Source organism: Pseudaquabacterium pictum (assembly GCF_005403045.1).
Lineage (GTDB): Bacteria > Pseudomonadota > Gammaproteobacteria > Burkholderiales > Burkholderiaceae_C > Pseudaquabacterium > Pseudaquabacterium pictum.
Window position 1 is genome coordinate 14648 of the sequence record NZ_BJCL01000018.1, and the last position, 17749, is coordinate 32396.

Sequence of the window (17749 nt, forward strand, 5' to 3'; positions counted from 1 at the left end):
GCACCATGAACTTTCCGACATCCAGGTCGCCTCGACTGCGCCTGCTTGCCATGCTTGCCAGCGCCGCCGTGCTCGGCGGCTGCGCCAGCTTCACCCCCGACGGTGGCTTTGCAACGGTTGAGAAGACCACCAAGGACCGCCTGGGCAAGGACGTGCAATGGGCACGCTCGGACGCCGACCAGGACAGCATCAGCAAGCGGGTCGACGAGCTGTTGTCCAAGCCACTGACCGTGGACGCCGCCGTGCAGGTTGCCCTGCTCAACAACCGCGGTCTGCAGGCTGACTTTCAGGAACTCGGCATCACCGAGGCCGAGGTCGTGCAGGCCGGACGCCTGCCGAACCCGGGTTTCAGCTTCGGTCGCATGAGCCAGGGCGACGAACGAGAGATCGAGCGCGGCCTGCACTTCAACCTGGCGCGCCTGGTGGCGATGCCCTTGATCGGGCGCATGGAGGCTCGCCGCTTCGAGCAGGTGCAGGCCCGCGTGTCGATGAACGTGCTGTCGCTGGCCGCCGACACGCGCAAGGCCTACTTCACGGCCCTGGCGGCGGAAGAGACCGTGCGCTACATGCGGCAAGTGAAGCAGGCGGCCGATGCCAGCGCCGAGCTCGCCCGGCGCATGGAGCAGGTCGGCAACTTCAACAAGCTGCAACGTGCGCGCGAGCAGTCGTTCTACGCCAACGCTGCCCTCCAGCTGGCACGGGCCGAGCAGGCGCAGCGTTCCACGCGCGAGCGTCTGGTGCGGCTGTTGGGCCTGTGGGGCGCACAGACCCAGTTCGCCCTGCCCGAGCGGCTGCCCGATTTGCCGCCCTCGCCACTGGAACTGCCCGACGTCGAGCAGGTGGCGCTGGCCCAGCGGCTGGACGTGCAGGGTGCCAGGCAGGCCGCCGAGATGACAGCCAGCAACCTCGGCCTGACGCGGACCACGCGCTTCGTCAACGTGCTGGAGCTGGGCCTGGCGCGCAACAGCTCGAACGAGGCGCCGACCCAGCGAGGCTGGGAGATCGGCTTCGAGCTGCCGCTGTTCGACTGGGGCGGCGCGCGCGTCGCCCGTGCCGAGGCCATCTACATGCAGACGCTGCACCGCGCTGCCGAGACCGCGATCAACGCGCGCTCCGAGGTGCGCGAGGCCTACACCGGCTACCGCTCGGCCTATGACATCGCACGGCACCACCGTGACGAACTCGTGCCGCTGAACCAGCGCATCGCCGAGGAGAACGTGCTTCGCTACAACGGCATGTTCATCGGCGTTTTCGAGCTGCTGGCTGACGCGCGCACCCAGATCGCCAGCGTCAACGCCTCCATCGAGGCGTTGCGCGACTTCTGGATCGCGCAGGCCGACCTCGACATGGCCCTCATCGGCAAGCCCAGCCTCAGCGCCGCTGCCGGCCCCGCGATGGCGGCCGAAGCCGCCGGCCCAGGACATTGAACATGAAGGAATCTCACATGCTTTCCAGACGCAAGATGCTCGGCGGTGCCGGGGCCATCACCGCCGCCGCTGCCGCCGCCTCCGTCAGCAAGGTGGCGATGGCTGCGCTCCCCGAGCCCGTCATCCAGACCAAGCCCGACACCATGCCGCCGCTGGTGCCCAACACCGGGCGGCCCTACAACCCCGTCGTCACGCTCAACGGCTGGACGCTGCCCTGGCGCATGAACAACGGGGTCAAGGAGTTCCACTTGGTGGCCGAGCCCGTGGTGCGAGAAATGAGCCCCGGCTTCAAGGCCCACCTGTGGGGCTACAACGGCCAGAGCCCCGGGCCGACGATCGAGGTCGTCGAAGGCGACCGCGTGCGCATCTTCGTCACCAACAAGCTCGGCGAGCTGACCAGCATCCACTGGCACGGCCAGCGCCTGCCCAACGGCATGGACGGGGTCACGGGCCTGAACCAGCCCGGCATCCCGCCTGGCAAGACCTACGTCTACGAGTTCGTCGCACGCCGGCCCGGCACCTTCATGTACCACCCGCATGCCGACGAGATGGTGCAGATGGCGATGGGGATGATGGGTTTCTGGATCACGCACCCGAAGGCGAAGCACCCGCTGATCGACGAGGTCGACCGCGACTTCTGCTTCCTGCTCAACGCCTACGACATCGATCCTGGCGCTGCCACGCCAAAGATCATGACGATGCTCGACTTCAACCTGTGGAGCTGGAACAGCCGCATCTTCCCCGGCATCGACCCGCTGGTGGTGCGGCACATGGACAAGGTACGCATCCGCGTCGGCAACCTGACGATGACCAACCACCCGATCCACCTGCACGGCCACGAGTTCCTGATCACCGGCACCGATGGCGGCCCGACGCCCAAGAGCACGCGCCAGTACGAGGTGACGGCCGACATCGCGGTGGGGCAGATGCGGCAGATGGATTTCCTCGCCGACGAGGAGGGCGACTGGGCCTTCCACTGCCACAAGAGCCACCACACGATGAACGCGATGGGCCACGACGTGCCCACCATGATCGGTGTGGACCACCGTGGTGTCGCCAAGCAGATCACGAAGCTGATCCCCGACTACATGGTGATGGGCGAGCGCGGGATGAAGGACATGACGGAGATGGAGATGCCGCTGCCCGACAACACCGCCGCGATGATGGCCGGCCAGGGCCCCTTCGGCGCGGTCGGCATGGGCGGCATGTTCAGCGTGGTGAAGGTGCGCAAGGACCAGAAGCGCGGCGACTACACCGACCCGGGCTGGTACCAGCACCCGCCCGGCACCGTGGCCTACGAGTTCACCGGCGCACTGCCCGACCCAGCGCGCTTCAAGGCCGAGGCCAGCCCGGGGCCTGGCTCGATGCCGCCGGTGGCCAAGCCCGCCAAGGACATCGAGGTCAAGGTGCGCAAGCCGGCCGGTGGCCACTCGGGCCACTAAGCGCCCGCAGAGATCGCCGCACGGACACGACCCACTGCCCCTTTTGATCGCAACACCTCAAGGAAGCGCTCATGAACAACCCCATCACACGCCCGCTCGCCCGCCGCGCAGCCATCACGCGGATGGCGGCAGCCACTGCGGCCGCCGCGCTGCCTTTGCTGACTGCGCCCGCACAGGCCCACACCGACAAGCCGCACGCCCCCAAGATGGGCCCGGTCGTCAAGGAACAGAAGGACTGGGGCATCGCCGGCGATGCCAAGAGCGCCAAGCGCAGAATCGAGGTCGGCATGGCCGACAACATGCGCTTCACGCCGGAGCGCATCGAGGTGCGTCAGGGCGAGACCGTGAAGTTCGTGGTCCGCAACACCGGCAAGGTGATGCACGAGTTCGTCATCGGCACGAAGGCTGAGAACGCCAAGCATGCTGAGATGATGGTCAAGCATCCGAACATGGAGCACGACGAGCCCTACATGGCGCACGTGCCACCCGGCAAGACCGGCGAGATCGTCTGGACCTTCAACCGCGCCGGCCAGTTTGAGTTTGCCTGCCTGATCGCCGGCCACTACCAGGGCGGCATGGTGGGCACGATCATGGTCGCGCCGGGGGGCAGGGCATGAGACACCTGAACAGACGCCGTGCCCTGGTTTCGCTGCTGGGCGCAGCCGGCTTGGCGTCTGTGCCTGCCGTGCTGCGGGCACAGGGCCAGGCGGTGCTCGTCGAGGTCTGGAAGAGCCCGACCTGCGGCTGCTGCAAGGACTGGATCACGCACCTGGAGGCCAACGGCTTCAGGGTCAAGGTCAACGATGTCGGCAACACCGCTGCCCGTGCGCGGCTCAAGGTCCCTACCAAGCTCGGCTCCTGCCACACGGCTTGGGTCGGCCGCTACGCCATCGAGGGGCATGTGCCCGCAGCCGACATTCAACGGCTCCTGAAAGAGCGCCCCGAGGCGATCGGCCTGGCCGTGCCAGGTATGCCGGTCGGCTCCCCAGGTATGGATGGTCCTGCTTTCGACAATCAGCAGGACCCCTACGACGTGTTGCTCATCGCCCGCGATGGCAGCACCCAGGTCTTCAATAGTTACTTCAAGTCAAAGGAACGTTCATGAACCACCCACAGCACTTCTTCCGCACCGCCGGTCTGGCTCTGGTGCTCTCAGCCGCCGCCGCGATGCCGGCGTGGGCCTCGAAGGACCACGGATCGCACGGTGCCCATGGCAATGCGACTGCACAGGCCGCCACGGGCGACATGACCGATGGCGAGGTGCGCAAGGTCGACAAGGAGGGCGGGAAGCTGACCCTCAAGCATGCCGACATCAAGAGCCTGGACATGCCGGCGATGACGATGGTGTTCGTCGTCAAGGACAAGGCGATGCTTGACAAGCTCAAGGCCGGCGACAAGATCAAGTTCAAAGCCATCAACGACGCTGGCAAGTTCACCGTCACCGAGATGCAGATGGCCCAGTAGGTCGTGCAGGCTCGGCCCTCGATGGGCCGGGCCCTCGGCTTTGCTCAGACCCGATGCACGATCCGACCGACCCTCGCTTCACAGCATGAACATCAAGAACATCCGAACCTGCGTGGCATGTGCTGCAGCCACGCTTTGCGGCGGCGCGCTGGCCGCGAGTCACATCGTGGACATCGCCTGGTCGCCCGATGGCCGTTTCGCGCACAAGGCGCAGATCGCAGCGGGCAAGTTCGTCGAGGTCTGCGGCAAGCTGGCCGTGGGGGAGGGCATTCGCTGGAACTTCGCTGCGGGCGCGCCGGTGGACTTCAACATCCACTACCACGTCGGCAAGGAGGCCGTGTTCCCGGCCAAGCAGGCACAGATCAGCAGTGGCCGCGACACGCTGAACGTCACCGTGGCGCAGGACTATTGCTGGATGTGGACGAACAAGGGCAGCGCCCCGGTGAGCTTGACGGTCGACCTGGCGCGCTGAGTCGACTTGCAGCAGCCGGTGGGGTCGATCAGGTGGCCCGGCGGCGCGCGCGCCCCGGTTGCAGCCCGGCGGTCCTGCCGACCGCATGGTGGCTCCCGGCTGCCGGCGCGGCCGTCTCGTGGGAGAGCGAGTCGATGATCGGGCAGTCCGGCCGATCGTCACCGTGACAGCAGTGCACGAGGTGCTCGAGCGTGGCCTTCATCGACTGCAACTCCTTGAGCTTCTCGTCGAGTTCCTCGATGTGCGCCTGCGCAAGCGCGCGTACCTGCCGGCTCGGCCGCTTGCGGTCCTGCCAAAGACCGAGCAGCTCGCGAATCTGTTCGATGGAGAAGCCCAGGTCGCGCGACTGGCGGACGAAGCGCAGCGTGCTGACTTCCTTGGCGGTGTACTGCCGGTAGCCGGAATCGGTGCGTGCCGCTTCGGGGAAGAGCCCGACGCTCTCGTAGTGCCGGATCATCTTGGCCGACACGCCCGAAGCCTTGGCGGCCTCGCCAATGTTCATGCTCATCGCTGCTCTCCGAGGGCGGCCACGCTGCCACGCTGCCGATTTGTCGAGCCTGTCGGGTCTGCCGGCGAAATCGCCCGTGCGTGGGCGACGCCCTGCCAGCGGCGGAGCGTCAGCGCGTTCAGCACCACGCTGACGCTGCTGAAGGCCATCGCGGCGCCGGCGATGACCGGGTTCAGCAGGCCCAACGCCGCCAGCGGAATGCCCAGCACGTTGTAGCCGAAGGCCCAGAACAGGCCCTGCTTGATCTTCGAGTAGGTGCGCCGTGAGATGTCCAGCGAGTCGGCCACCAGGCGCGGATCACCGCGCATCAGCGTGATGCCGGCGGTCTCGGTGGCCACGTCGGCACCACCGGCCATCGCGTACGACACCGAAGCTGCGGCCAGGGCCGGGCCGTCGTTGAGGCCGTCGCCGACAAAGGCGACGATGTCGCCGGCCTCACGCAGTTCCTTGACGATGGCCGCCTTGTCGCCGGGCAGCACCTCGGCACGCACTTCGGCGATGCCCAGTTCCTTTGCCACGGCTTCAGCCGCGCCGCGGTTGTCGCCGGTCAGCATGACGGTGCGGATGCCGAGCTGATGCAGCCGGGACACGGCCTCCACCGCGGCGGGCTTGATCGTGTCGCCGAAGGCCAGCAGGCCGAGCAGACGCTGCTGGCCGGCATCGGACTGCGACTGCACCTGAACCAGCCACGACACCGTCCGACCCTGCTGCTCGAGACGCTGGGCTTCAGCGTGCAGTCGGCCTTCTTCGAGACCCAACTCGCGCAGCAGGCGCGTGCTGCCCAGCGCCAGCGTCTGGCCGCGCACGATGCCCTGCACGCCGCGCCCCGACAGGGCCTGCGCATCGTGCGCCTCGGGCACCGGCAGGCGCTCGTGGCGAACCTGGTCCATCACGGCCACGGCCAGCGGATGGCTGCTGGTTTTCTGCAGTGCTGCCGCTAGGCGCAGCACCTCTTCCCGCGTCGAGCCGTCCGCCGCCACCACCGCGGCCAGCGAAGGCTTGCCCTCGGTGAGCGTGCCGGTCTTGTCGAACGCGACTACGGTGACGGCATGTGCGACCTCCAGTGCCTCGGCATCCTTGATGAGGATGCCGTGGCGCGCGGCCACACCCGTGCCGGCCATGATGGCCGTCGGCGTGGCCAGCCCCAGTGCACACGGGCAGGCGATCACCCACACCGCGACAGCGTTGATCAGCGCCTGTTCCCAGTCACCGGTGAAGCCGAACCAGCCCACGAAGGTCAGCAGCGCGATGACCAGCACCACCGGCACGAACACTGCGCTCACGCGGTCGACGATGCGCTGGATGGGTGCTTTACCGGCCTGGGCGGATTCGACCATGCGGATGATGCGGGCCAGCGTCGTCTCGGCGCCGATGGCCGTGGTGCGCACCGTCAGCGCGCCTTCGGCGTTGATGGCGCCGCCAGTAACCTTGTCGCCCACGCCCTTGGCCACCGGCAGGCTCTCGCCGGTGATCAGCGATTCGTCGATGTGGCTTCGGCCTTCGACGATGTCGCCGTCGACCGCGATGCGGTCACCGGGGCGCACGATCACGAGGTCGCCCACCAGGACCTGGTCCACCGGAACGTCCAGCTCGGCGTCGCCGCGGCGCACGCGTGCGGTGGTCGGGCGCAGCGCGTTCAGCGCACGGATGGCGTCGGCCGTCTGCCGCTTCGCGCGCTGTTCCAGCCACTTGCCCAGCAGCACCAGCGTGATGACGGCCGCGGAGGCCTCGAAGTACAGGTGCGGCATGCCGTGCTCTGCGTGCTTGAACAGCAGGTAGACCGACAACCCGTAGGCCGCCGAGGTGCCCAGCGCCACCAGCAGGTCCATGTTGCCGGTCTTGGCGAGCACGGCCTTCCAGCCGGCGCGGTAGAAGCGCCAGCCGAGCCAAAACTGCACCGGCGTGGCCAGTGCCAGCTGGAGCCAGCCGCCCAGCATCCAGTCGATGCCGAAGAGCTGCAGCAGCATCGGTAGCACCAGCGGGAGTGTCAACGCGCCGCTCACGGCGACCGGCAACCAGGCCGGCAGACGTGGGGTCGGTGCCGGCTTCGTTTCCTGGAGCTCCTTCGCGGTGTAGCCGGCCTTCTCGATGGCCGACTTCAGCGTGGCGACCGGCACGGTCGACAGCGCCCGGATGCTGGCCTTCTCGGTGGAGAGGTTGACCGTGGCGCCCTGGACTCCTTGCACCTTGAGCAAGGCCTTCTCGACACGGGCGACGCAGGAGGCGCAGGTCATGCCCTCGACCTGCAGCGTGGTCTCGGTCGTCGCGATCTCGTAGCCGGCCTTGCGCACGGCAGCGGCCAGCATGTCGGCGGTCACGGTGGCATCGGCCTGCACCGAGGCGTGTTCGGTCGCCAGGTTGACGCTGGCTTCCCGGACACCAGGCACGGTCTTGAGCGACTTTTCGACGCGCATGACGCAGGAGCCACAGGTCATGCCGGTGACCTGTAGCTTGATCTCGGAGCATGCGGCGGTGATCATGAAAACCTCGGGCAGTTGTTCGATGTTGCGCATCGTCAAGGTTCTGACAATGGCAAGGTCAACAGCCGCAGGCGATTCTGCCTCCAGCGATAGTGGACTCAAGGACGGATCGCTTGATGCTCACACACCGGGAGGGTGAACAGTCGGCCTGTCGGCAGCCACGAGTTCGCGGAAACTTTTGGCGGGCCTGACTGGATTTGCTGCTTGTTCAGCGACTGCACAAGCTCCCGTGTCGGCAACCCCCCTTGCCTCGGTTGATGGAGTTCACCTCTGTTGCTGATGACCGGTCTTCGCCGCAGAGATCTTTGGTCTGAGTGTCGTCAATGGGTCGTTGGCCGCCCGTCACCTGTCGCCGCTGAAGGTCAGCTGACCGTCCCATCGCCGACATCCCGGCTTTCGGGACGGTACCGCGGGCTCACCGGCCAGGCCTGGCCGCGCCAAGCCCGGCGGTGCCCTCTACCAGCACGTCCGCGTAGCGCTCGACGTTGAACCGGAACGTCCCACGGAAGTTGATGTGCGAGAAGTGCGCCGGGCCAATTCGCCGCAGCCAGTCCTCCTCGATGCCGACGCCATCCCGGTTGAGCTTCGTCACCACTGTGTCCATGCGATTCGTGTTCCACGCCAACACGATGTTGGTCAACAGTGCGTGAGCTCCCGAAATTGCCGCCATCTCTTGCCGCCGGCGGCCACGCTCAGGGGCCACCTGGCCGCCATGAATGGCACGCTGCAGCTGATGCACCGACTCGCCCCGGTTGAGCAGGGTGTGTATCTCGCGCCGATAGTCCGGGATGGCCAGGTAGTCGCACAGAAACAGCGTTCGCAGCAGGCGCCCAAGGTGTTCTGCAGCGCGGTGCAGCGGGTCGCCAACCGCTGCTGACCCCAGCCGGTGGATGGCATGCGCCGCGGACACCTTGCCCGCCCGAATCGACGCCGCCAGGCGCACCAGGTCGTCCCAGCCGCGCTCGATCGCCTTCACCGACACCCGGCGCACGGTGACGCCCTCCAGGCTCTCCGGCACCGGCCAGCCCCTGGGCACGAAGAGCTTCCGCTCCCGCAGATCGCGCAGCCGCGGGCACAGGTCGAAACCCAGGAGCTTGGCGATGGTCATTGCCACGTTCGTGACGCCGTGGGTATCGACGGCCAGCAGGGAAATGCGAATCCGGTCTTCGGCACGGTTGTGCTGCTCGACGCCTTCGACGGCCACGCCTGCCTGCCGCTCGTTCAGCACGATGGGCTGGTCGTAGAACAAGCCCCAGCGGTCGCGAACGTGGGTATACAGCCCCGCAGCATAGGTGCGCCGGCGCGGGTCCACCCGGGCTGTCCACAGGTGGCGGCTGGCGTCCATGGCCATCATGTCGGCCGAGCCCTTGGTGCCGTCGCCCCAGAGTGCCGCGATCGGCAGCGCGTTCTGGTACTCCGACACCCGTTCGTTGGCCCGGCGCAGCCTGCCGCTCAGTTCGACGGCCCGCATTGCCGTGGAGATGTGCGCCGCGTCGATGCCGGGGATCATCGAGCCCACGCCCTTGGCGTCGAGATCGGTGCCATGGGCCAGGAGCGCGCCGTAGATGGCCAGCAGCTCGTTGCTCGACGACGGACGGCGGGCCAGCAGCGCCTCGCTGAAGTGGGTGGCGGCGTCGACCTCCAGCAGCAGGTCTGGCAACTGGACGGATCCGATGTGCTTGAAGACAGCCTCCCGGGTCTTGCGTGGCTCCACTTCCTCGTCCATCGGTCGGATTGGCGGCAAATGCAGGAGCTTGTCTGCGCCGATCTCGATCTGACCGCGACCGGCGGCCTCAGCCAAGGCCGTCAGGCCGACCGACACGCCCGCCAGGATTGGCTCCAAAAACGCCATGACCTGGTCGGGCAGGCCGAGAATCTGGTGGTGCAGTTCCTTCGTGCGGCTCCAGTCGGCACCTGCCAGCAGCATCGACTCGCGGGCGCGGAAACTGATCGAGTGGTTCACCCACGCGCTGCCGCGCCGCAGGCTCTTGCGCAGCGCCATCATCGTGCTGGCCTCGAATGCCCGGTACCGAGACTGAGGATCCAGGTCGCTGACGATCGTGTTCCATGCGGCGCCCACCGGCGGCAGCTCGAAGTCCTGCGGGATCTCCTTGGTGCCGAGGCCTTGCAGACGCTGCCAGGCCTGCCATTGGTCGTGGCCGGGGTCGCCCGACGCGCCGGCAAACTCGATGTCGCGAAGGCCCGCCAGGTGGGCATGAACGCGCCGGTTGTCCTCGGCCAGCGCCCTACGGACCTGGGACGCGAAAGTGCTGGTGCCAGCCTCGCCGATGTCGTCCAGCAAGGCGCGGGCTTCGAGCACGCGATCGCGCCAGGGTTTGGACTCGTCGTGGAGCACCGACTTGGCTTTGAGGGCCTGCTGCAGCGTCGCGCCGTTGCTGCGCGAGCGTCCTTTCTCGACCCGCTCGGCTGCGCGCCGAACCAGGTCCTGGCTGCGCCGTGACGCCTGCAACAGCGCCATGTCGGTCAGTTCCAGCAACGTCACGTGCAGGAAGCAGGTGATCTCGACCGTCTGGCGCTGCCGCTCGATGCGCGCGGTCATCGAAGGGCGGCGCATCTGAACGTGGGCGGCGTAGGCCTGCTGCTTGCTCAGCGCCACGCCGTCCAATGGCCAGACGTGCACGCCCAGTGCTTTCAACGCCCGGATCTTCTCCAGCGTCTCGGACATCGTGCTCGGCGAGTGGCGCTTGGGTGGCGTCTTGAGCCATTCAAGCCGGGTGCCTACGCCCCCGGACTGCGTTGCGTAGCACCAGTCGATGGCCTTGAGGAGGGCTGCCTTGCCGACGCCGGCCTCGATCGTGGCTGCCATGGCCGCCTCGGTGGCGTCGAAGGCCTCGCGCGCCAAGTCTGCAAGGCGGCGCGGCCCAGGGATGACGATGCGCCGTTCGTACAGCCACATGCGGGCGGTTTCGGCGAGATCGTCGGGATGCGCGGCCTCGAGCGCGGAGATTGCCAGAACCTTTTGAAGTTGGTCGACACCAGCCGCATCCAGGTCTAGCAGGCCGAGGTAGGTGCGAGCCCATGCTTGATGTTCGTACAGCGTCTGGCGGCGAGCGTAGAGGGACCGCAGGCTGGCGATGCTCACGGCCGGGGTTTGAAACGCCTCACAGACGGCACGCAGCAGGGTCTTGGGCACCGACGCGAACCGGTCCATTGGGCGGCCGCTGGCCCGCAGGAACAGCATCTGAATGGCTGCCGCGACCCGGCGATCGTGGCGAAAGCGCCCTGCGACCGCAGCGATGTCGTCCGCGCTCATGCAGAAAGATTGCTGGACGTCGAATTCCGACAGCCTGGTGGGCAGGTTCTCCGCGCCAATGAAGCGCTTGGCGAAGGACATGGTGACACCGTTCTGGCAGTCGAAACCGCCAATCTACCTGGGTCGGGCGCGGCGCGAGTCCCTACATGCCCAGGCGCCGCATCGGGCTGGCGACGGCCTGGTCAGCGGCCACCGTGTCAATTTGCTGGAAAGATACGATAACCCCAAGTTCACCAAGGGCTTCGACGACGCGATGAAGGTCAACCGCATGTCGCTGGAGGACGGCTCGAAGGCGACCGGTATCCCGGTGGCCAAGCTGCGCCAGGCTGCCGACTGGGCCTACAAGACCAAGGCCTCGGGGCACCGCCCGCGCACCTTCCATGCCTACGAGAAGGGCATCATCTGGGGCAACGACAACTACGTCATCCAGAGCGCGTTGGTGAGCCTGGTGCTGGCGACGCAGAACGTCGGCCGGCGCGGCACCGGCGTGTGCCGCATGGGCGGCCACCAAGAGGGCTACACCCGCCCGCCTTACCCCGGCGACAAGAAGATCTACATCGACCAGGAGGTCATCCAGGGCCGCGGGCTGATGTACACGATCTGGGGAACCAACCCCTTCCAGACGACGCTGAACGCCGAGGAGCACCGCCGCGTGCTCGGGCGGCGGGCGCAGATCGTCAACGAAGCCATGACGCGGGCCAAGGGCGCGAGCGTCGAGCAGATGGTGGACATCATCTACGACGCCTGCAAGAACAAGGGTGGCATGTACATCGTCGGCATCAACCTGTATCCGACGACGCTGGCCGAAGAAGCGCACATGCTGCTGCCGGCCACGCACCCTGGCGAGATGAACTTGACCTCGATGAACGGCGAGCGGCGCCTGCGTCTGTCCGAGAAGTTCATGGACCCGCCCGGCTCGGCCAAGCCCGACTGCCTGATCGCCGCCGACATCGCCAACACGCTGAAGGCGATGTACCTGAAGGACGGCAAGGCCGACATGGCCAGGCGCTTCGACGGCTTCGACTGGAAGTCGGAAGAGGATGCCTTCAACGATGGCTTCCGCCGCGCCGGCCGTCCTGGCGCGCCGCCGATCGACAGCCAGGGCGGCGACACCGGCTACCTGGCCACCTACGAACTGCTGCGCAAGGCCGGCAACAACGGCGTGCAGCTGCCGATCAAGCGCGTAGAAGGCGACAAGCTGATCGGCACCGAGATCCACTACGCCGACGGCAAGTTCGACACGAAGGACGGCAAGGCCGAGTTCAAGCCGGCACCGTGGAATGGCCTGCCCAAGATCGTGGCCGACCAGAAGGCCAAGCACCGCTTCTGGATCAACAACGGCCGCGCGAACGAAGTCTGGCAGACCGCGTACCACGACCAGTACAACAGCTTCGTGCGCGACCGCTACCCGATGGCCTACCTGGAGATGAACCCCGAGGATGCGCGCGCGCTGGGCGCGGCTGCCGGCGACGTGGTTGAGGTCTTCAACGACTTCGGCAGCACCTACGCGATGGCCTACCCGATGAAGGCCATCAAGGCGGGCCAGACATTCATGCTGTTCGGCTACATCAAGGGCGTGGCGGGCGACGTGACCAGCCCCTGGGTCGACCGCAACGTGGTGCCCTACTACAAGGGCACCTGGGGCAGCATCAAGCGGGTGGGCAGCGTCGACGACTGGAAGCAGAGCATCAGCTTCAAGGAACGGCGCTTCGCCTGACAAGCCAAGCCTTGTCTCCTCGCGGCGCACGGCGCCGTGTTGGGGGGTGCCTGCGGGCGCCCCCCGTTTTCAAGAGGACATCCGCACCATGCAGGCGCAGACCTTTTCCGGGATCCACGACATCACGGGCGAGAGCCAGACGCGGCACGGCGGCATCGCCAGCGAGCCCACCGCGGCGGCCGATCTCGATGGCTTCGGCTTCGCACGCGCCCTGATCGAGACACGCCAGAACGTGTCACCCAAGCGGCTGGTCGAGCCGGGGCCGTCGCCGCAGCAGTTCGAGGCACTGATGTCGCTGGCGGCCGCTGCCCCCGACCACGGCCTGCTGATGCCGTGGCGCTTCATCGTCGTACCTGCAAGCCAGCGCCACGCGCTGGCCGAGGTCTTCGCCCTGGCGCTGATCGATCGCGACGCGGGCGCGACGCTGGAGCAGATCGAGTCGGCGCGCGAGAAGGCCTACAGGGCGCCCCTGCTGATGGTGGCGGTGGCCTGCCTGGGTCCGCGTGAGCCTGACATCCCCCGGCTGGAGCGCATGATCTCCATGGGGGCTGCCGTGCAGAACCTGTTGCTGGGTGCGCATGCCATGGGCTTCGGCGCTGGCCTGACGAGCGGGCAGGCGATGAAGTCCAAGCGCATGCACGCGCTGTGCGGTCTCGGCCACGAGGAGTTCGCGGTCTGCTGCGTGAACATCGGCACCGCGAGCAAGCGCAAGAGCGCTGCGCGCCTGCGGCCCGTACCCGCCGAATTCGTCAGCGAACTCGGCGCGGCGCTGCCATCGCGCTGCAGCTGACCCGGCTCGTCAACCGCAGCCTGGTTGGGCCGCTCCGTCCGGCTCCTTCGGCTCGCTCAGAGCCGTTCGATGGCCAGCGCGATGCCCTGACCACCGCCGATGCACAGGGTGACGATGCCCCGCCTTGCTTCGCCGCGCTGGATGGCATGCAGCAGCTTGGTGGCCAGCACGGCACCGCTCGCACCGATCGGATGGCCGTGGGCGATCGCGCCGCCATCGACGTTGACGATGTCCTCAGCAAAGCCGATCTCGCGCAGACAGGCGAGCGCGATGGCCGCGAAGGCCTCGTTGATCTCGACCCGGTCCACATCGCCCACCGACCAGCCGGCGCGCGCCAGGGCCTGGCGCACGGCCGGCACCGGCCCCAGGCCGAAGAAGCCGGGCTCCACCGCGCCGACGCCGTAGCTCACCAGCCGCGCCATCGGCACGAGGCCCTGTTTCTCGGCCCACGCTGCATGGGTGACGACCATCGCCGCACCGGCGGAGTTCAGGCCCGGCGCATTGCCGGCCGTGATGGTGCCCTCCTTGCGGAAGGCAGGCTTGAGCTTGGCCAGCGACTCGGCGGTGGTCTCCGGCCGGTTGTGCTCGTCCTTTGCAAACAGCGTCGGGCCCTTGCGACCCGGCACCTCGACGGCAACGATCTGCGCGTCGAACTTGCCTGCGGCCTGGGCCGCCGCGAAGCGCTGCTGGGAGCGCAGCGCCCAGCGGTCCTGATCCTCGCGACTGATGCCGGTTTTCAGCACGAGGTCTTCCGTGTGCCAGCCCGAATGCTTGCCGCTGAAGGCGTCGTTCAGCCCGTCGTAGAGCATGCTGTCGAGCATCGTCACGTCGCCCATGCGGGCGCCCCAGCGGCCCTGGGGCAGCAGGTAGGGCGCTCGGTCCATGTTCTCCATGCCGCCGGCGATGGCGCAGTCGATCATGCCGGACCAGATCTCGAGCGCCGCGCTGACGACGGCCTGGGCACCGGAGCCGCACACGCGGTTCACCGACAGCGCCGGCACGTCGACGGGCAGCCCGGCGCCGATGCCGGCCTGCCGGGCCGGGTTCATCTTGCCGCCGGCCTGGATGACGTTGCCCATCACCAGCGTTTCGATCTTGTCGGCGGCAAGGCCCGAACGCTTCAGCGTCTCGCGGATCGCTGCAGCGCCCAGGTCGGAGGCCGCGACGTCCTTGAGGCTGCCGCCGTAGGTGCCGATGGCGGTGCGGACGGGGTGGCAAAGAACGATGTGTCGACTGGTCATGGTGTCTTCTCCTGTGCGTTTGAGCGCGTAACTCACTATCAGATGCCTAAGGACGGGCCTGTTGCTTGATGGCCATCAAGCAACTCCCTGTCATGGCGCGCCGTCGTCTGATGGGCGCCGTCCGGTCGGACAGATCGCGTTGACCGGGGCCTCGCCACGCAGGTACTGCGCCTCCTGCTCGTCGGTCGCACGGCGCACCTCGACCAGATGGGCCCTGTCGCCATAGAGCTCGCGCAGTTCCGTGGACATCAGCGCGCGCACGTCAACCCCGGGACCGAAGACCTTGAACCAGCGACGCGGGCGGCCCTCGTAGCGGAAGTCCACCACCCAGGTCGTCGAGGTCCTGAAGAATTCAGACGGCATGGTCGGCACGGGCCGCTCCGGCGGGCGCGGAGGTCGTCGAATCTCCCGTGAGGATCCGGCCGTCCCGGATCGCCACCAGTTCGCCGCTGGCCAGCGGCTGCCACGGGTCGTCCGTCAGCGGCACGCTGGCCACCCAGACGACCGAGGTGCCGTCGGTGTGCACCACCACGCCCGCGTCCTGGTCGGACGCTGCGGCGTCGGGCGGACAGTTCCGCTGCCGGATCCAGAGCCCTGGCGGCTCGGAGCGGCCGTTGTGTTGCAGGCGCCGGTCGCCATGGGCGAACAGCGCATCGCCGTCGGCATACAGGAAGTTGGCAGGGCCGAGCGCACGAAGTTCGGCGGCGAACGCGGCCAGCACCGAAAGCCGGCGCTCCAAGGGCGGCGCGCGACCTTCGAGCCACAGCGTGCTCAGGCGTGCCAGCAGTGCACAGAAGGCCAACTCGGAGTCGGTCTGGCCGACCGCCCGGCTGGCTGCGCGGTCGACCGGGACCGCGCAATCGATACCGGGGAGGTCGCCGTTGTGGGCGAAGACGTGGGAGCGGCCGCCCAGCAGACGGACGAAGGGCTGGGTGTTGGCCAAGGACACCTCGCCGCGTGTGGCGTGGCGGATGTGCGAGATCGCCAGCCCGGTCGCCGGTCCCTGGGTTTGGAGGAAGTTCACCAAGGCGCTGTCGGCGGCTGGGCGTGGTTCGCGGAACAGGGCGACATCGCGTCCCTCGTAGAAAGCCACACCCCAGCCATCGTGCGATCGACCCAGCAGGCCACCGCGTGCGGCCAGGGTGTGCAGCGAGAAGGTCAGCCGCGCCGGCCGGGAACTCGACAGCGCCAGCAGCTCACACACCGAGCGCCTCCGAGGTCACAGCGGCGTGGCCGACACCAGCACCAGCCCCGCGTCGTGCACCAGCTTCTTCACTTCGTCGAGGAACGACGCAATGGAGGCCTGCTCCTCGGAGGTGACCTCGAAGCTCATGAACGAAGGCGCCTTCTGGCGCGCGCCCTTCACCGTGGGCACTTCCAGCCGCAGGTTCACCACGTCGAAGGGCTTGCCTTCGATCAGTTCCTCCAGCCGGACCAGGAAGCGCTTGTCGCCGAACTCGCCGGCCAGCTCCACCTTCGCCCGCGTCGGCAGGTGGGCCACCGCTTCCTGGGCCGTGGCGCGGGCCTTGAGCGCGTCCTCGCGCTCGTGCTTGCGCAGCGCTTCCTTCTTGACGGTGCGGAAGATCTGCCGCTCGCGCTCCATCTTCCACACCGAGTCCAGGCTGGGGAAGCTGATGGCGCTGGTCGGGCAGACGTTTCCGCAGGTGGCGCAGCCCACCGCGCACTCCATGGGTGCCACAGCGACGGCAACCTGCTCGTGCATCTCGTAGACGCCGCGGCCGCAGGTGACGTAGCAGAGCTGGCAGCCGATGCAGGCGTCCGCATCGACCGTGGGCATCCAGGGAATGTCGTCGCGCGGGATGCCGTGCCAGGTCTTCTTCTCGGGCTTGGCAGGCGTGGCGGGGGTGGCAGCAGTGGTCATCGGGGTTTCCTTCCAGGAGGGCCGTCACGCCAGCCTTCGAGCGTGCGGATGTAGTTCATGCGGGTCCAGGCACTGGGGTCCGGCACCCGGTCGAGGTTCAGCAGGCTGCGCGCTTCGGCGCTGGTGGCGTACCCCTTGCGCGCCAGCCAGGCCCGCAGATCGGTGTGCACGCGGTGGAGGTGCTCCGGTCCCTTCGCCATCAGCGAAGAGGCCAACTGGACCACGTGGGCACCGCAAAGCACGGCGCGCGCCGCGTCCTCGCCACCGTGCACCCCACCCGAGCAAGCCAGCGAAAGTTCGCTGGTGGTCGACAACACGGCCAGGGCATGCAGCCGCAGCGGCAGCTCGGCCTCTGTCGAACTCGTGAGGCTGCGGCGCACTTCCAGCCTGTCGAGGTCGATCGTCGGTTCGTAGAAGCGGTTGAACACTGTCACGCCGCGCACGCCGACCTGTTCCAGCCGGTGCACGAAAGCGGGCACCGATGCGTAGAAGGGCGTGAGCTTCACGTTGACCGGAATCGACACGCTGGCTACCACCGATGCCACCAGCTCGATCTGCCGCGCTTCCACCTCGGCGCCCGACTCGATGGCCAGCGTCGCCACGTCGTACAGGTTCAGCTCCAGCGCACTGGCACCGGCATCGGCGATGCGCTGCGCGTAGAGCACCCAGCCGCCGGGTGTCGTGCCGTTCAGGGATGCGACGACCGGGATGTCCAGGCGCTGGCGCAGCTGGGTCAGCTCGCGCAGGTAGTCGTCACCGTCGAACGACAAGCCTGGAGCGGCCGGCGCGAAGCTGGTGGCCTCCGCGTTCATGTCGGTGTGGCTGTCGATCAGCCGGTACACGGCCATCTGCTCCTCGACCAGTTGCTCCTCGAACAGCGAATGCATGACGATGGCGCCTGCGCCAGCCGCCTCGAATGCCGCGGCCATGTCGGGGTCGCGCGAGATCGGGCTGGCAGCAACCACCAGCGGGCTCTTCAGCGTCAGGCCGAGCCACTCGGTGCGCAGGTCGGGCCGGTTGTCGGAGATGAGGTTCGACATGGGGTCGGGCCT

General features: G+C 67.7%; 15 protein-coding genes and 1 pseudogene. 8 read left to right on the forward strand and 8 right to left on the reverse strand.

What is annotated here, in order from left to right:
- Nucleotides 1–50 precede the first annotated feature (50 nt).
- The 6 genes from FFT10_RS23350 to FFT10_RS23375 all read left to right on the forward strand — a co-directional run bounded on the left by FFT10_RS23350 (nt 51) and on the right by FFT10_RS23375 (nt 4805).
- A complete protein-coding gene (locus FFT10_RS23350) occupies nt 51–1427 on the forward strand; it encodes a TolC family protein (RefSeq protein WP_228027271.1) in 1377 nt (458 codons plus the stop codon).
- A 17-nt stretch (nt 1428–1444) separates the two neighbouring features.
- Nucleotides 1445–2869: a multicopper oxidase family protein gene (locus FFT10_RS23355; RefSeq protein ID WP_137735293.1), complete on the forward strand. Its 1425-nt coding sequence runs from the start codon at nt 1445–1447 to the stop codon at nt 2867–2869.
- A 71-nt stretch (nt 2870–2940) separates the two neighbouring features.
- A complete protein-coding gene (locus FFT10_RS23360; RefSeq protein WP_228027272.1) occupies nt 2941–3486 on the forward strand; it encodes a cupredoxin domain-containing protein in 546 nt (181 codons plus the stop codon).
- Nucleotides 3483–3974 (forward strand): DUF411 domain-containing protein, encoded by a 492-nt coding sequence (locus tag FFT10_RS23365; RefSeq protein ID WP_137735294.1) that lies wholly within the window; start codon nt 3483–3485, stop codon nt 3972–3974. The genes FFT10_RS23360 and FFT10_RS23365 overlap by 4 nt, the downstream gene beginning before the upstream one ends.
- The gene (locus FFT10_RS23370; protein ID WP_162854870.1) at nt 3971–4333 is read left to right on the forward strand and encodes a copper-binding protein; all 363 of its coding nucleotides are present in this window, start codon (nt 3971–3973) and stop codon (nt 4331–4333) included. Before FFT10_RS23365 ends, FFT10_RS23370 begins: the two co-directional genes overlap by 4 nt.
- Before the next feature lie 85 nt (nt 4334–4418).
- On the forward strand, nt 4419–4805 hold the full coding sequence (locus tag FFT10_RS23375; protein WP_137735295.1) for a hypothetical protein: 387 nt from the start codon (nt 4419–4421) through the stop codon (nt 4803–4805).
- A 28-nt stretch (nt 4806–4833) separates the two neighbouring features.
- Here the strand turns inward: FFT10_RS23375 and cueR are convergent, their stop codons facing one another.
- The 3 genes from cueR to FFT10_RS23390 all read right to left on the reverse strand — a co-directional run bounded on the left by cueR (nt 4834) and on the right by FFT10_RS23390 (nt 11148).
- Nucleotides 4834–5313, reverse strand: a complete 480-nt coding sequence (gene cueR, locus FFT10_RS23380; protein ID WP_137735296.1) for a Cu(I)-responsive transcriptional regulator — start codon at nt 5311–5313, stop codon at nt 4834–4836.
- Complete coding sequence (locus FFT10_RS23385) at nt 5310–7826, reverse strand: heavy metal translocating P-type ATPase (RefSeq protein WP_373282585.1); 2517 nt, start codon at nt 7824–7826, stop codon at nt 5310–5312. Before FFT10_RS23385 ends, cueR begins: the two co-directional genes overlap by 4 nt.
- Nucleotides 7827–8208: 382 nt before the next feature.
- On the reverse strand, nt 8209–11148 hold the full coding sequence (locus FFT10_RS23390) for a Tn3 family transposase (protein WP_137735297.1): 2940 nt from the start codon (nt 11146–11148) through the stop codon (nt 8209–8211).
- Nucleotides 11149–11296: 148 nt separating this feature from the next.
- On the opposite strand from FFT10_RS23390, the pseudogene FFT10_RS23395 reads away from it, so the two are divergent.
- Both FFT10_RS23395 and FFT10_RS23400 read left to right on the forward strand, forming a co-directional pair.
- Nucleotides 11297–12784 (forward strand): annotated as a pseudogene (locus FFT10_RS23395) (arsenate reductase (azurin) large subunit); the annotation flags it as partial.
- A gap of 88 nt (nt 12785–12872) precedes the next feature.
- Nucleotides 12873–13574, forward strand: a complete 702-nt coding sequence (locus FFT10_RS23400) for a nitroreductase family protein (protein ID WP_137735298.1) — start codon at nt 12873–12875, stop codon at nt 13572–13574.
- Nucleotides 13575–13630: 56 nt separating this feature from the next.
- On the opposite strand, the gene FFT10_RS23405 is transcribed toward FFT10_RS23400, so the two are convergent.
- From FFT10_RS23405 to FFT10_RS23425, 5 genes are all read right to left on the reverse strand, one after another.
- Entirely contained in the window at nt 13631–14815 is a 1185-nt protein-coding gene (locus tag FFT10_RS23405; RefSeq protein WP_137735299.1) for a thiolase family protein, read from the reverse strand.
- Nucleotides 14816–14905: 90 nt separating this feature from the next.
- Nucleotides 14906–15187 (reverse strand): hypothetical protein, encoded by a 282-nt coding sequence (locus FFT10_RS23410; protein ID WP_137735300.1) that lies wholly within the window; start codon nt 15185–15187, stop codon nt 14906–14908.
- The gene (locus tag FFT10_RS23415) at nt 15168–16019 is read right to left on the reverse strand and encodes a class II glutamine amidotransferase (RefSeq protein WP_137735301.1); all 852 of its coding nucleotides are present in this window, start codon (nt 16017–16019) and stop codon (nt 15168–15170) included. The genes FFT10_RS23410 and FFT10_RS23415 overlap by 20 nt, the downstream gene beginning before the upstream one ends.
- Before the next feature lie 15 nt (nt 16020–16034).
- Nucleotides 16035–16697 carry a 4Fe-4S dicluster domain-containing protein gene (locus FFT10_RS23420; RefSeq protein ID WP_137735302.1) on the reverse strand — a complete coding sequence of 221 codons (663 nt, stop codon included), beginning with the start codon at nt 16695–16697 and terminating at the stop codon, nt 16035–16037.
- Nucleotides 16694–17737, reverse strand: coding sequence for a dihydroorotate dehydrogenase-like protein (locus tag FFT10_RS23425; protein ID WP_137735303.1), 1044 nt, complete (start codon nt 17735–17737; stop codon nt 16694–16696). Before FFT10_RS23425 ends, FFT10_RS23420 begins: the two co-directional genes overlap by 4 nt.
- Between the last annotated feature and the right edge of the window lie 12 nt (nt 17738–17749).